Annotated in this window: 14 protein-coding genes; 6 read left to right on the forward strand and 8 right to left on the reverse strand. The window is 73.7% G+C overall.

The window, feature by feature from the left end; genetic code table 11:
* Positions 1-3: 3 nt before the first annotated feature.
* Complete coding sequence (locus ACWCPF_RS18570; protein ID WP_451046103.1) at positions 4-2,376, reverse strand: hypothetical protein; 2,373 nt, start codon at positions 2,374-2,376, stop codon at positions 4-6.
* 231 nt (positions 2,377-2,607) lie between these two features.
* On the opposite strand from ACWCPF_RS18570, the gene ACWCPF_RS18575 reads away from it, so the two are divergent.
* Together ACWCPF_RS18575 and ACWCPF_RS18580 are read left to right on the forward strand one after the other, a co-directional pair.
* A complete protein-coding gene (locus ACWCPF_RS18575; RefSeq protein WP_451046104.1) occupies positions 2,608-3,438 on the forward strand; it encodes a DeoR/GlpR family DNA-binding transcription regulator in 831 nt (276 codons plus the stop codon).
* A 52-nt stretch (positions 3,439-3,490) separates the two neighbouring features.
* Positions 3,491-3,961 (forward strand): SRPBCC family protein, encoded by a 471-nt coding sequence (locus tag ACWCPF_RS18580; protein ID WP_451046105.1) that lies wholly within the window; start codon positions 3,491-3,493, stop codon positions 3,959-3,961.
* Positions 3,962-4,103: 142 nt separating this feature from the next.
* Here the strand turns inward: ACWCPF_RS18580 and ACWCPF_RS18585 are convergent, their stop codons facing one another.
* Positions 4,104-5,228, reverse strand: a complete 1,125-nt coding sequence (locus tag ACWCPF_RS18585) for a PLP-dependent cysteine synthase family protein (RefSeq protein ID WP_451046106.1) — start codon at positions 5,226-5,228, stop codon at positions 4,104-4,106.
* Between the two features lie 308 nt (positions 5,229-5,536).
* Between ACWCPF_RS18585 and ACWCPF_RS18590 the strand changes: the two genes are divergently transcribed.
* Both ACWCPF_RS18590 and ACWCPF_RS18595 read left to right on the forward strand, forming a co-directional pair.
* Positions 5,537-5,860 carry a hypothetical protein gene (locus ACWCPF_RS18590; protein WP_351916999.1) on the forward strand — a complete coding sequence of 108 codons (324 nt, stop codon included), beginning with the start codon at positions 5,537-5,539 and terminating at the stop codon, positions 5,858-5,860.
* Positions 5,861-6,103: 243 nt separating this feature from the next.
* Positions 6,104-6,631 (forward strand): ATP-binding protein, encoded by a 528-nt coding sequence (locus ACWCPF_RS18595; RefSeq protein ID WP_451046107.1) that lies wholly within the window; start codon positions 6,104-6,106, stop codon positions 6,629-6,631.
* Between the two features lie 60 nt (positions 6,632-6,691).
* Here the strand turns inward: ACWCPF_RS18595 and ACWCPF_RS18600 are convergent, their stop codons facing one another.
* Genes ACWCPF_RS18600 through ACWCPF_RS18610 form a run of 3 tightly spaced genes read right to left on the reverse strand, consistent with a single transcriptional unit; the run spans position 6,692 to position 10,319 of the window.
* On the reverse strand, positions 6,692-9,280 hold the full coding sequence (locus ACWCPF_RS18600; protein ID WP_451046108.1) for an ABC transporter permease: 2,589 nt from the start codon (positions 9,278-9,280) through the stop codon (positions 6,692-6,694).
* Positions 9,277-10,032, reverse strand: coding sequence for an ABC transporter ATP-binding protein (locus tag ACWCPF_RS18605; protein ID WP_451046109.1), 756 nt, complete (start codon positions 10,030-10,032; stop codon positions 9,277-9,279). The genes ACWCPF_RS18600 and ACWCPF_RS18605 overlap by 4 nt, the downstream gene beginning before the upstream one ends.
* Positions 10,029-10,319, reverse strand: coding sequence for an SHOCT domain-containing protein (locus tag ACWCPF_RS18610; protein WP_451046110.1), 291 nt, complete (start codon positions 10,317-10,319; stop codon positions 10,029-10,031). Before ACWCPF_RS18610 ends, ACWCPF_RS18605 begins: the two co-directional genes overlap by 4 nt.
* 245 nt (positions 10,320-10,564) lie before the next feature.
* Here ACWCPF_RS18610 and ACWCPF_RS18615 point away from each other — a divergent pair, with 245 nt between their 5' ends.
* The gene (locus ACWCPF_RS18615; RefSeq protein WP_451046111.1) at positions 10,565-10,750 is read left to right on the forward strand and encodes a DUF1272 domain-containing protein; all 186 of its coding nucleotides are present in this window, start codon (positions 10,565-10,567) and stop codon (positions 10,748-10,750) included.
* A 20-nt stretch (positions 10,751-10,770) separates the two neighbouring features.
* Here ACWCPF_RS18615 and ACWCPF_RS18620 read toward each other — a convergent pair whose 3' ends face one another.
* The 3 genes from ACWCPF_RS18620 to ACWCPF_RS18630 are packed head-to-tail and all read right to left on the reverse strand — an operon-like array spanning position 10,771 to position 12,647.
* Positions 10,771-11,193 carry a PPOX class F420-dependent oxidoreductase gene (locus ACWCPF_RS18620; protein ID WP_451046112.1) on the reverse strand — a complete coding sequence of 141 codons (423 nt, stop codon included), beginning with the start codon at positions 11,191-11,193 and terminating at the stop codon, positions 10,771-10,773.
* 20 nt (positions 11,194-11,213) lie between these two features.
* Positions 11,214-12,098, reverse strand: coding sequence for an NAD(P)-dependent oxidoreductase (locus tag ACWCPF_RS18625; protein WP_451046113.1), 885 nt, complete (start codon positions 12,096-12,098; stop codon positions 11,214-11,216).
* A gap of 33 nt (positions 12,099-12,131) precedes the next feature.
* Positions 12,132-12,647 carry an SRPBCC domain-containing protein gene (locus tag ACWCPF_RS18630; protein WP_451046114.1) on the reverse strand — a complete coding sequence of 172 codons (516 nt, stop codon included), beginning with the start codon at positions 12,645-12,647 and terminating at the stop codon, positions 12,132-12,134.
* A gap of 148 nt (positions 12,648-12,795) precedes the next feature.
* Here ACWCPF_RS18630 and ACWCPF_RS18635 point away from each other — a divergent pair, with 148 nt between their 5' ends.
* Positions 12,796-13,752 (forward strand): LysR family transcriptional regulator, encoded by a 957-nt coding sequence (locus tag ACWCPF_RS18635; protein WP_451046115.1) that lies wholly within the window; start codon positions 12,796-12,798, stop codon positions 13,750-13,752.
* The last annotated feature ends 7 nt before the right edge of the window (positions 13,753-13,759 follow it).

Raw genomic sequence — 13,759 nt, forward strand, 5'->3', positions numbered from 1 at the left:
GGTTCAGGTGCGCTGCACGGGAACCTCCGGGTGCAGCCGCGCCAGCAGGAGCTCGCGCTCTTCGGCGAACGCCGGGTCGGCCTGGTAGTCGGAGTGGCCGAGGACGGGTGTGGGCAGCGGGTGCGCCTCGGTGCGGCCGTAGGCGAGCGGGTCGGCGAGGGGCTCACGGTCCACCTGGGGGCCGCAGTCGTCGCCGGCCAGGCGCACCGGGCCGCCGATGGGGTCGGTCGGCCGGTACAGGTTGCGCCAGCAGTCGATGTCCTGGTGCAGGGCGTCGAGCGCGGCGGGGCCGAAGTGGGCCGGGAACCAGCGGCCGTAGAGGCGCTCGATCGGGGAGCCGTAGGTGAGCAGGGCGACCCGTTTGCGGTCGGAGGGTTTCAGCTGCCAGGCCGCGGCGGCCGCGAGGACGCTGCCCTGGGAGTGGCCGGAGATGACGAGCCGTCCGCCGGTGGCGCGCGTCCAGGAGGCCATGCGCCAGGTCAGGTCGGGTACCGCGCGCTCGGCGTAGCAGGGCGGGGCGAAGGGGTGCGCGGCTCTGGGCCAGAAGGTGCCGACGTCCCAGAGGATGCCGATGGTGCGCCGCGCGGAGGCGTCCTTGTAGGCGCGTCTGCCCCAGGTGACGAACAGTATGAAGCCGAGTCCGATGAGCCAGGAGCCCAGTGCCTGCGCGGTCTGGGCCGCGCCGTGCACGAAGGGCTGGGCGCTCTCTCCGGCCCGGACCGGGGTCTTCCCGGTGCCGAAGGCGCCGACGAGCGCGCCCGCGCCCAGCAGCAGCGTCGTGGTGGCGGTGACGGCGACGAGGAGCGGGGCGCGGTCGGTGAGCGTGGCCATCGCGCGGGCCCGGGCGATGCGCCGGGTGCGGGCCGGGTCGCCGGGCGCCACCCCGTACTCGCTGATCACCTTGTCCTGTTCGGCCCGGGTCAGCAGCAGGGTCTGTCGGCCGAGCACCGCGCCCAGCACCAGCAGGACGACGAGCAGCACGGGGATCACGGACGCCTGCCAGGTCAGCAGGACCGGCGGTCCGTCGAGGAAGGTTCCGGTGCCGTCGAGCCAGTCCGACACCCGCTGCGCGACACCGCCGGACATCACACTGCCCAGGGCGCAGGCCAGCATCGCGACGGCGGGTCCGCCGAGCCCGTGCAGGGCGCAGCGTTCGCCGGGCGCGGAGGTGTTCCGCGGGCAGTGGTGCAGGGCGCGGGCGACGATCGCGAGGGCGATGACCAGGGCTCCCTGGACGAGGGCGAGGCCGCCGAAGGTCACGTCGCCCGGGAGGCGGCCCTGGGAGGTCCAGCCGGGGCGGTCCCAGCCGGCGTACACGAGCGTGAGGGCGAGCAGGACGAGGGCGGCCGACGGCAGGCGGTGCACGAGGTGGGCGTCGAGGCGGCGGTCGAGGTGACGTTCGCTGCGGCCCCGGCGGCACACCACCCACACGGTGGCCAGCGCGCCCGTGGCCAGGGACGCCTCCAGCAGCCGTCCGAGCACGTCGAGGAGGGCCGGGCCGCCGGGGCGGCGGTCCTGGCGGGCGGCCGCGGTACCGACCGCCGCGGCCACGGTGAGCAGGCCGGCCGCGGTGTGGGCGGCGCGGAGGCGGGCCACCAGGCGGCGCCCGTACCAGAAGCCGGGCCGGCCGAGGGCGGTGTGCCCGGAGCCGTCCTCGGGTTCGGGCGCGCGGTCGAGGGGTTCCTGGGACTCGTACGCCCGCCAGGTGCGGTGGGAGAGGTACCACAGGAGGCCGACGAGAGCGGTCGGGACCAGCGCCGCGAGGGCGAGCCGACGGCCGGGCAGGCTCCACCAGCCGCCGTCGGAGACCGTCGGCGAGAGGAAGCCCAGCCAGGAATGGCGCTCCGCGCACGCGTGCGTGCCCGCGCACTGCCAGGCCGTCAGATCGAGGGCGACCTCGCAGGCCGCGGCGACGAGCAGCACCGTCAGGCTCAGCGCGGCGAGCCGCACCAGCAGTCCGTAGAGCCGCACGGCGCGGGTGCGTTCCGGGGCGGCGGCGGGGCGCATCCAGTGGGCGAGGTTGACGACCATGAACGGCAGCAGCAGGAGCCACAGGGCGCGGGTGCCGTTGCCGGAGGTGAGGTTGGACCAGACGTAGGCCTCGGGGACCGGGGTCGCGCGGCGGCGGTCGTCGCCGGGGTCGAGGTCGGGGGCGGAGTCCGCGGAGACGTCCTCGGCGCGGCGGAAGACGGCCGCGGTCTCGTCACCGGTGATCCGCACCGTGCGCGGATCGTTCAGCATCTTCTCGGGCGTGGCGCCACCCACGCCGTGGACCAGGAGTTCCAGGGCGGCTCCGCCCGGAGCGGTACGTTTCACTGTTCGCGCTTCCCCCGTGACACGCTTTCGACAGGTGTCCGTATGTGCCCGTGCGGGCATAAGGATCGCCGCTCCGCCGCCCTGATACACCTCTCGTCACGGAATCTCCCCGGAGCGTGCGACGGACACGCGCGCTTTCCACGAGTGGCATGCACGCGTCGGGGTGATGGCCCAGCTGTCAGCGAGCCGTGCGAGGATGGGGCACCCGCACACCGGCGCCGGGCGAAAATTCCGTGTCGGGGCAGGTGAGCGGGCCTGTCGGACGGTGTGAGGGAAAGGACCGGAGCGTACGTGAGTGAGAATCAGAACCTCCTCGCGGAGCAGCGTCGCGCCCTGATCCTGGACGAGGTACGGCGTCGGGGCGGTGTCCGGGTCAATGAGCTGACCCGCAAGCTCGGCGTGTCGGACATGACGGTCCGGCGCGATCTCGACGCGCTGGCGCGGCAGGGTGTGCTGGAGAAGGTGCACGGCGGGGCGGTGCCGGTCGTGGAGACGAGCACCCACGAGCCGGGCTTCGAGGCGAAGTCGGGCCTGGAGCTGACCGCCAAGGAGGACATCGCGAAGGCCGCGGCGGAGCTCGTGACCCCGGGCAGTGCGATCGCGCTGTCGGGCGGGACGACCACGTACGCGCTGGCGCATCATCTGGTGGACGTGCCGGATCTGACGGTGGTGACCAACTCGGTGCGCGTGGCCGACGTCTTCCACATGGCGCAGCGCACCTCGGGCCCGCGGCAGGGCGCGGCCACGGTGGTGCTGACCGGCGGGGTGCGCACTCCGTCGGACTCGCTGGTGGGCCCGGTCGCCGACCAGGCCATCGCGGCGCTCCACTTCGACGTGCTGTTCCTCGGTGTGCACGGCATATCCGCCGAGGCGGGCCTGTCGACGCCGAACCTCGCGGAGGCCGAGACGAACCGGCGGCTGGTGCAGTCGGCGCGCCGGGTGGTGGTGGTCGCGGACCACACCAAGTGGGGTGTGGTGGGCCTGAGTTCGTTCGCGGCGCTGGAGCAGGTCGACACGCTGGTGACGGACGGGGGGCTGCCCGCCGAGGCGCGCACGGAGATCTCCGAGCAGCTGCGGCTGCTGGTGGTCGCGGGCGAGCCCACCGAGGGTGCAGACATCTGACGAGGGTGCGGCTAGGGTGACGCCCCCGTCGACCCAGGGGGTTCGTCTCGCCATGGCCCGTCGTCTGCGCTCCGAAGGGCTCGACTTCGTCGATACCGCTCCCGTCCGCATGGCCTTCACCCGGGAGCTCGCCGCTCCCCCGGAGCGGGTCTTCCACGCGCTGGCCGACGACCCGGCCGGCTGGGCCGAGTGGTTCACGGCCGTGGCCGCCGTCCAGCCGCTCGACGGCGGCGCGGGACGCGATGTACGGCTGCGGGGCGGCGCCCGCTTCCGGGAGACGATCCTGGTGGCGAAGGCGCCGGAGGTGTACGCCTATCGCGTGGACGTCGCCAATGTGCCGGGGGTCCGGGCCCTGGTCGAGGAGTGGCGGCTGACGCCCGCCGGCGCCGGAACGCAGGTGCGCTGGACCTTCGCGACGGACGGGTCGCGCGTGTTCCGCGCCCTGGCCCGGCTGGCCGGACCGGGCTTCGGGCGCTCCTTCCGCGGCGCGGTCACGGCCCTGGACCGAAGGCTGTCGGGCTGAGCGGGTCACGCGCGAAGTCGACCCCACTTCGGCAGCGCCCCTTCAGGGGCGCGGGGAACTGCGCGACCAGCCACAACGGCGCCGCAGCGGAACGACTACACATCGCGGCACTCCCAGCGGAGCGCGTGGCGGGTCCCGGCCGTCACTCCTGCCACAGGCCCGTGGCCAGCAGGGAGTCGATCGCCGCGGTGTACGGGGCGATGTCCAGGCCCTGGCCGGCGAGCCAGGCGTCGGAGTAGTACTTGTCCAGGTAGCGGTCGCCCGGGTCGCAGAGGAGGGTGACCACGCTGCCTTGCCGGCCGTCGGCCACCATCTCGGCGACGATCTTGAGCGCGCTCCACAGTCCGGTGCCCGTCGAGCCGCCCGCCTTGCGGCCGATGGCCCGTTCGAGCGCACGTACGGCGGCGACGCTGGCCGCGTCGGGCACCTTCATCATCCGGTCGATCGCGCCGGGCACGAAGCTGGGCTCCATGCGCGGCCGCCCGATGCCCTCGATGCGCGAGCCGCAGTCGCAGGTGACGTCCGGATCGCCGGTGGTCCAGCCCTCGAAGAAGCAGGAGTTCTCCGGGTCGGCGACGCAGATGCTGGTGTTGCGCCGCGTGTAGTGGACATAGCGCGCGAGGGTCGCGGAGGTGCCGCCGGTGCCGGCCGTGGCCACGATCCACGCGGGCTCCGGGAACCGTTCCCACTCCAGCTGGCGGAAGATGGATTCGGCGATGTTGTTGTTGCCGCGCCAGTCCGTGGCCCGTTCCGCGTAGGTGAACTGGTCCATGTAGTGGCCCCCGCTGTCCGCCGCGAGGCGGGCCGACTCCTCGTACATCGTGCGCGAGTCGTCGACGAAGTGACATCGGCCGCCGTGGAACTCGATCAGACGGATCTTCTCGGCGCTCGTCGTGCGCGGCATGACGGCGATGAAGGGCACGCCGATCAGCTTGGCGAAGTACGCCTCGGAGACGGCCGTCGAACCGCTGGAGGCCTCGATCACCGGGCGGCCCGGCCGGATCCAGCCGTTGCACAGGCCGTAGAGGAAGAGGGAGCGGGCGAGTCGGTGCTTGAGGCTGCCGGTGGGGTGGGTCGACTCGTCCTTGAGATACAGGTCGATGCCCCACTTGTCCGGGAGCGGGAAGCGCAGCAGATGTGTGTCCGCCGAGCGATTGGCATCCGCTTGGACCTTGCGGACGGCTTCTTTCAGCCAGTCACGGTAGGTGGTGTCGCTGTGGTCGACGTCGAGGGTGGCACCGGTTCTCGCGGGCGGGGAGGTGGTCACGGCGGGCTCCTTCCGGCTGCGCGCCGCCGGTGGTCCGCGCGGCCGACACTCCGATCATAAACAGCTTCCCCATGCTTCTCACCTGCATAAACACGACTTTGCGCGTCCCAAAGGCGACTCTGGGGAGCAGACGCGGGCTCAGGGGGGCGCATTCGGGCGAGTGCTCCGGACGAGCGTCCCGGCCGGGTCGTGCGCACTGGTGCTCGACGCCGGGCGCGGGCAGACTGCACCCCGGCGGGGCGCAGGTCCCGGACGGGGGCGCACACTGGATCACAGCAACGCGTTCGATCACGAGGGGGCGGGACGGCATGGCGGAGCCGGAGTTCACGGCTACGGGCGTGCGCATAGGGAAGCGGCTGCGCTCGCTCACCCGGGCCGGGCAGGTCCGGATCAGCGGCGGCAGGCTGGAGTTGCTGACCAGCTACGGCAGCGAGATCGACAGCGCGCCCGTGCAGGCGGTGCGCGCCTCCAGGCCGTGGTTCGCGCCGGAGGACCGGGCGCTGGCCGACCTCAACGGCAAGCGGTACCTGCTGACCCTCGGCGACCACGACCCGGCCCCCGGCGAGCCGGGGCCGCCCGCGGCGCGCCGCTTCATCGAAGCCGTGCGCAGGGCGGCGGGGCGCGGCGGCTGAGCCCGCGCGCAGGCAGAGCCCGGCCCGCGGCATGCGCGCAGGACCCCTGCCCGCCGACCGGACCATCGCGAGTTGCGGTGCCGTACGGGCTGCGCCACTCTGGTCTCACGTCACTCTGGGTTTACCGGCGATAACGCTGCGAACCAGCCCCGCCGGCCACGACAGCAGGCGGCCGCCTTGCGCAGACGCTCTGCTCGATCCGAACTCCGTGTTCTTCCGGACCTCAGTCGGGGAGTCGCAGCCGTGATCACCAACCCGAACAGGCACTGCATGGTGGAGCTTCAGGCTCTGCCGTCGCGGATCGGCCAGGTCCGCAGAATCGTATCGGCGCAGTTGCGCTACTGGCATATGGACCCGCTCATAGACCGGGCGGCGCTCGGTGTGACGGAGCTGTTGACCAACGTCCACTTGCACGCGCAGCCCGACAAGACGTGCGTCGTGGAGATGGAACTGCTGCTCGACCGGCTCACCGTCTCCGTGCGCGACCGGGACCCGCGGCTGCCGGTCGTCAGGGCCGTCGACCACGAGGTCCTCGCCACCTGCGGGCGCGGCCTCGCCATGGTGGCCGCGGTGAGCGAGAGCTGGGGAGCCCGGCCGGACGGCGAGTCCGGCAAGGTCGTCTGGTTCACGCTGCCGGCGTCCGTCGCCGCGCGCGAGCTGTCGGCGCGTCGCATGCCCCGGGAACAGGCCTCGCCCCGGTTCACGGAGGTCGTCTCGGTCGACGATCTGCGGCCCGCACATGCTCCCGCCCGGTCCGCCGTCGTCGGCTGACCGGGCGGTGACCTCTCTTTCCGGTCACCCGGATCGCTCGGATCACCCGGATCGCTCGGGTCACTCCGTGGCGATGGCCCGCAGGACGTCCAGGCGGGCCGCGCGCCGTGCCGGGCGCAGGCCCGCGAGGGCTCCGGCGGCGACGCCCACCAGGGCCACCACGACGAGGGGGACGGGCGGCACCGCGAAGGCGAAGGCGCTGTCGCTCGCGCCGTCGGAGGCCCGCACGAGCACCCAGCCGAGGAAGGCGCCCAGGACCAGTCCGCCCGCCGCGCCGAACGCGGCGACCAGGACCGACTCCCAGCGGACCATGGCCCGCAGCTGGGAGCGGGTCTGACCGACGGCCCGCAGCAGGCCCAGCTCGCGGGTGCGCTCGTGGATCGCGAGGGTCAGCGTGTTGGCGATGCCGAGAAGCGCGATGAGGACGGCGAGGGCGAGCAGGGCGTAGACGAGGGTCAGCATCATGTCGATGCCGCCGGCCGAGGACCGCGCGTACGCGTCGCGGGTCTGCACCTCGGGGTCGCCGTACCGCGCGGCGACCTGCTCGACGGCGGCCTTGCCGGCGTCCGCGCTCACGCCGTCCTCGAAGGAGACCGCGATCAGGGTGTCGGCGTCCTGGGTGCGGTGCGGGGCCCAGGCGGCGCGGGTGATGACGTAGTCGCCGGCGAGTTCGGAGCGGCCGTAGACCGCGCGGACGGTGAAGGTCCGCCGCTCACCGTCGGCGAAGACGAGCCGGGCGGTGTCGCCGGTCGTCAGCCCCTGACGGTCGGCCTCCTGGCGGGTGATCGCGATGCCGTCGGCTCCCAGCTCGTCCAGGTCGCCCTGGACGGCCCCGAGGTCGAAGGTACGCCGCAGCGCCGCCGGGTCGGTGACGGTCAACGCCCGTCCCTTGCCGTCGACTTCGGCGACGCCCCGGCCCAGGCCGACGGCCGTGTCCACCTCGGGCAGCCGGTCGATCGCCGGGGCGAGCTTGGGGCTCAGGCCGCTGCAGCCCGCGCCGAAGGAGGGGGTGCTGACGGCGACGTCGCCCGCGAAGGAGCGGGAGACGGTCTGGTCCATGGTCGCCTTCAGCGAGGCGCCGAACACGGTGAAGAGGGAGACCACGGCGACCCCGATCATCAGGGCGCTCGCGGTGGCCGCCGTCCGCTTCGGGCTGCGCAGCGCGTTACGGCGGGCGAGGCGCCCGGTGACGCCGCGCAGCCGGTCCAGTGGGCCGCCGAGGACGCGTACGGCCGTGCCGGAGGCGACCGGCCCGAGCACCACGAAGGCGACCAGGGCCAGCACGGCTCCGCCGCCGGCCAGCCACAGGGAGGGGGAGCCGAGGACGCCGGTGAGGGTCGCGCCGACGGCGAGGGCGAGCAGCACCAGGCCGGTGACGGCGCGCGGGCGGGAGGCGCCGGAGGCGTCCACGGCCGTCTCGCGCAGCGCGGCCAGCGGAGCCGTGCGGCCGGCCCGGACGGCGGGCAGCAGCGCGGAGCCCAGGCAGACCAGGACGCCGACCGCGAGGGGGAGGGCCAGCGACAGGGCGCCGATCACCAGGTCGCCCTCGGGGAAGGGGAATCCGATGGCCGGGAACAGCGCCTGGAGGCCGGCCGCGATGCCGATGCCGCCCGCGAGTCCGGCCGCCGAGGCGGTCACGGCGACGACGCTCGCCTCGACGAGGGTGGCCGCGGTGACCTGGCGGCGGGAGGCGCCCAGCGCGCGCAACAGGGCGTTCTCACGGGTGCGTTGGGCGACGACGATCGCGAACGTGTTGTGGATGGAGAACGTCGCGACCAGCAGCGCCACCCCGGAGAACACCAGCAGGAACGTGGTGAAGACCGTCAGGAACTGGCCGGCGATCATGTCCGTGTTCTCCTGCGCCGCCTCCTGCCCGGTGATCGCCTCGACGCCCGCGGGGAGCACGGGAGTCAGCCGGTCGACCAGTTCCGACTGGCTCACCCCGGGATCGGCCCGCACGACGATGCCCGCCGCCTGGCCGGGCCGGGCGGTGAGGTACTGCTCGGCGTCGGCGCGGGTCAGGCCGGTGAAGGTCACCTGGGCCATGCCGTCCTCGCCGCCGAAGGTCGCGAGGCCGACGATCGTCACGCGCAGGGGGTCGGGCGTGCGCAGCGTGGTGGTGTCGCCGATCTTCAGGCCGCCCCGGTCGGCGGTGCCGCGGTTGACGACGACCTCGCCGGACCGGGCCGGGGCGCGGCCCTCGGCGAGCCGGTAGGGGTTGAGCTTCGGGTCGGTGATCCAGTTGCCGGCGATCGTGGGCGGTCCCTTACCGCCGATCGGGTCGCCGTCGCGGCCGAGGAGCTGGCCCGCGCCCTGGATGTCGGGGGCGGCTGCCGCGACGCCGGGGACGGCCTCGACCGTCCGGACCAGGTCGGTGTCGACGGGCCGGCGCACGCCCTGGCTCTCGCCGGGGGCCGTGACGGTGTCGGCGCCGCGCACGACCGCGTCGGTGCCGGCCGTCGCGGCGCCGAACATCGAGTCGAAGCTCGCGCGCAGGGTGTCGCCCATGACGAGGGTTCCGGCGAGGAAGGCGACGCCGAGGAAGACGGCGAGGAAGGTCCCGGCGAACCGGCGTCGATGGGCGCGCAGGGACGACACGCTCAGGCGGAGGGCGGCCGGGGAAGCTGGGGAGGCTGGGGAGGCGTTCATGACTGCACCTCGAAGGCTTTCAGCCGGTCCAGGACGCGGTCGGCGGTCGGGGACGCCATCCGGTCGACGAGACGGCCGTCGGCGAGGAAGACGACCTCGTCGGCGTGGGCGGCCGCGACCGGGTCGTGGGTGACCATGACGACCGTGCGGCCGGTCCGGCGCACCGTGTCGGCGAGCAGCCCGAGCACCTCTCCCCCGGCGCGGGAGTCGAGGTTGCCGGTGGGCTCGTCGGCGAAGACGACGTCCGGCCGGCCGGCGAACGCCCGGGCCACGGCCACGCGTTGCTGCTGGCCCCCGGAGAGCTCGGAGGGCCGGTGGCGGAGGCGGTCGCGCAGGCCGACGACGTCGACGAGGGCGTCGATCCACTCCGTCTCGCCCCGCTCGCCCGCCAGGTCCAGCGGCAGCCGGATGTTCTCCTCGACGGTCAGCGTCGGCACCAGGTTGAAGGCCTGGAAGACGAAGCCGACCCGGTCGCGGCGCAACAGCGTGAGGCGTCGGTCGTCGAGCGTGCCGAGGTCGGTGTCGCCGACGTAGGCGGTGCCCGAGGTGAGGTCGTCCAGGCCGGCCGCGCAGTGCATCAGGGTGGACTTGCCGGAGCCCGAGGGGCCCATGATCGCGGTGAAGCGGCCGGCCGGGAAGTCGACGCTCACCCCGTCCAGGGCCCGTACGGCGGTGTCGCCGACGCCGTAGACCTTCACGGCGTCGACGACCCGCGCGGCGCTGCGCGTGGTGGTGGCGGTCGCGGTGGTCATGCCGCACCGCCCTTGCCCATGGGGCCGAACTGCTCGTCCAGGACGGACAGCCGGCGCCAGTACTCGTCCTCGTCGATCTCGCCGGAGGCGAAGCGCCGGCCGAGGACGGCCAGGGGCGCGTCGCCGGTGGGGCGGCCGTCCCGCGGGCCGCCCCACGGGCCGCCGCGGCCGCGCCACGCGGTGCGGCGCAGGAGGGTGACCACGCCGATCACGACGGCCGCCCAGATCAGCGGGAAGAACAGGATCCAGGGGCCGGGGCCGCCGTCCCAGTTCGCCAGTGTCTGCATCTCGAGTCATCTCCCAGGTGGGTCTTCCGGTGATGTCTCGAGACTCCCGCCGGGGAGGGGTCCGGGTCGTCGTACGGCCGGCGGCACCGCACGTACTTCCCGGGGAGCAGCCGGGGCCGACCGCGCTGCTCCCGGGTGTGGCCCGATCGTGTGGATCCTTGTCCCGGGGAGGTGGTGGCGGACCCCGAAGCGGCCCGCGAGGATGGGCGTCGACGAACGAACCCGCGGGTGAGGAGCCGTACCCCATGGCCCTGGAGATGCGCGACCGCTGCGAGCGCTGCACGACGGCCGTACTGCCGCCCGACGCCCCGGCCCGGATCTGCTCCTACGAGTGCACGTTCTGCGTGCCGTGCACCGACGCCCTGCGGGGCGTCTGCCCCAACTGCGCAGGCGAGCTGGTGCCCCGGCCGCGCCGGACCGTGGCGGTGTGACGGCGCGGCCGCGGGGGGGCTCAGGTGGACGCCTGGTCGCTGTCCTTCATCGTGCCCCAGCCGTGCCAGCGGTCGATCTCGATCCAGGCGCTGAACCGGGAGCGGACCCGGTCGGGGTACGGCTTGCCGATGTAGTGGGCGGAGACGCGGTCGATGTCGGCCAGGCCCTCGTCCTCGTGCAGCTCGACCACCCGGCCGATGAGGGTCACATGGGTGTACCAGTCGTCGCCGTCTAGGACGGTCAGCGTCACGCGCGGGTCGCGCCGCAGGTGCTTGAGCCGGACCCGGCCCTCGTCCAGGCTGATCAGGACGCGGCCGTCCTCCCAGACGTACCAGGTCGGGGCGGAGACGGGGGTTCCGTCGGAGCGCAGGGTCGCCATCACACAGGGGTTGGGGCGGCTCAGCAGCTCGACGGCCTCGGGCGGCAGCGGGGGCTTGGACATGTGCGGCTCTCCTGTCGGTTTCAGGCGTCGGTGTCGAAGCTGGCGAAGTAGGCGGCGGCCATGTCCTCGTCGCCGTGGCCCTGGGCGGCGGCCCGTTCCAGACGCTCGGCGCCGGCGGCCGCCACATCGAGCCGGACGCCGCCCCGGGCCCCGGCCTCGACGATCAGCCGCGCGTCCTTCGCGGCCGTCGTCACCGCGAACTGGGCGGGCGAGAGCCGGTCTTCGAGGATCAGGTCGGTCTTCGCCTTCAGGTAGCCCATGTCGAGCGGGCCGCCCGCGATCAGTTCGAAGAACGCGTTCGGGTCGACGTCGAGGGACTGGGACAGGGCGAGGACCTCGCCGGCCGCGGCGGTGGCCGCGATGACCCAGCTGTTGGCCACCAGCTTCAGCCGGGTGGCGCTGCCCGTGCCGCCGTCCTCGCCGGTCCACACCGTGCGCGCGCCGATCGTGTCCAGAACGGGCGCGACCGCGTCCCGGCTCGCCGTGGGGCCCGCCGCCAGCACGGTCAGCTGGCCGGCCTCGGCGGGCTGCCGGGTGCCGAGGACCGGGGCGTCGAAGAAGACGAGGCCGTGTTCGCGGGCGAAGGCGGCGAGGTCGCCGACGGAGTCGATCCCGGCGGTCGTGGACTGCAGCCAGGCCGTGCCGGCGCGCAGGGCCGGAGCGGCCTCGCGCATGACGTCCAGGGTGGCGGGGCCGTCGTAGAGCATGGTCAGGACGACGTCCGCGCCCTCGACCGCCTCGGCCGGGGTGTCGACGACGTGTGCGCCGTCGGCGGTGAGCGGCTCGGCCTTGGCCCGGGTGCGGTTCCAGGCGCGCACGGTGTGGCCGGCCCGGGCGAGGTTGCGGGCCATCGCGGCGCCCATGATGCCGGTGCCCAGGACGCTCACGGTGAGCTTGTCTGTCATGACGTCAACTCCCTGATCAGTCGCGGTACGAGACTACTTGGAGGCAGCGCCGATCAGGCCGTCCAGCCACGCCTGGTGGCCGTTGAGCATCGGATTGGGCCGCTCGTGCGCGAGGGCCGCGGCGGGCACGCCGAGCTGGGTCTCCTGGGTCAGGACGCGCACCCGGCCGCCCGGAAGATCTTCCACCAGCCAGGCGTGCAGGACGTCCAGCCGCTCCTGCGGCGCGCCGTCCTGCTTCGCCGTCCACGACAGCCGGCCGGGAACGCCGTCGGCGGGGGCCTGGAACTGCACGACGTGGGCGGCCAGGGGCGGGAAGCCGAAGGTGCCGAACGAGAACACCAGGTCGTCGCGGAGCACCGGGCCGCCGCCCTGCGGGAAGGAGATGTCGGCGACGTTGTCGTAGTAGCCCTCCCACTCGGAGGTGTCGATCAGGAAGCGCCAGATCTGCGGGGCGGCGAGGCCCTTGACGATCATCTCGTTGGAGACGAAGTTGTCGCCGGTGCCGGGCAGGTACTTCTCGGGCCAGTCGATCGCGTTCTGCGTGGTCATCGGAAGATCCCTTCGTGGGGTGGTGCGGTACTGGGTGCCACCGCTCGGCGACGTCTTCGACGGTAGAGCCCTCGCCCATCGGGAAACCAATAGAGAGGCGGATGTCTGTCATCGGGATGCCGATGCGGTCCGGAGCTACCCTGGCGGTATGAAGACCCGGACGCCCGACATCGCGGAGGCCGTGGCAGGCGACGGCAGGCAGCTGCCGACGCACGCCGACCTCAATCTGCTGCGCACCTTCCTGGCCGTGTACCGCTCCGGCTCGTTCACGGCGGCCGCCCCGCAGCTGGGGCTGTCCCAGCCCACCGTGACCGCCCAGATCCGCACCCTGGAGCAGCAGACCGGGCGCGAGCTGTTCACCCGGCTGCCCCGGGGCGTGGAGCCGACGCCCCCGGCGCACGAGCTGGCGGAGCAGCTCGCGGCGCCGCTCGACGCGCTGGCCGCTCTCGAGGGCGGCGGTCCGCTGTCCGGGCAGACCGCGCCGGTGCATCTGGCGGGGCCGTCGGAGCTGCTGTGCGTGCGGGTGCTGCCCGCGCTCGCGCCGCTGGTCGCCGACGGGCTGCGGCTCCGGGTCACGCAGGGGCTGACCGAGCCGCTCCTGGAGGAGATGCGGGCGGGCCGGCACGATCTGGTGATCGCCACCCGCCGGCCGCGCGGGCGGGCCCTGGAGTCGGTTCCGCTGGCCGACGAGGAGTACGTCCTGGTGGCCTCCCCGTCCTGGGCGCGGCAGGTCGCGGAGCACCCTGCGGCCGGTGACCTGTGCGCCGTGCTGCGGGAGGTCCCGCTGGTCACCTACGCGGAGGACCTCCCGATCGCCCGGCGCTACTGGCGCAACGTCTTCGGCAAGCAGCTCACCGCCCGGGCGGCGGTCACGGTGCCGAATCTGTACGCGGTGCTGTCGGCGGTCAACGCGGGCGCGGGCTACAGCGTCCTGCCGCACTCGCTGTGCCAGGAGTATCTGGACTCTGGACGCCTGGTGCTCCTGCACGCGCCTGAGGAGCCACCGCTCAACACGCTGTTCCTCGTCCAGCGCCCCGGCTCCGACGCCAACCCCGACGTGAACCGGGTCCACGACCGGCTGCGGTCGGCGGCGCGGGGCTGGTAGCCGAAAC

Source organism: Streptomyces sp. NPDC001858, assembly GCF_053594615.1.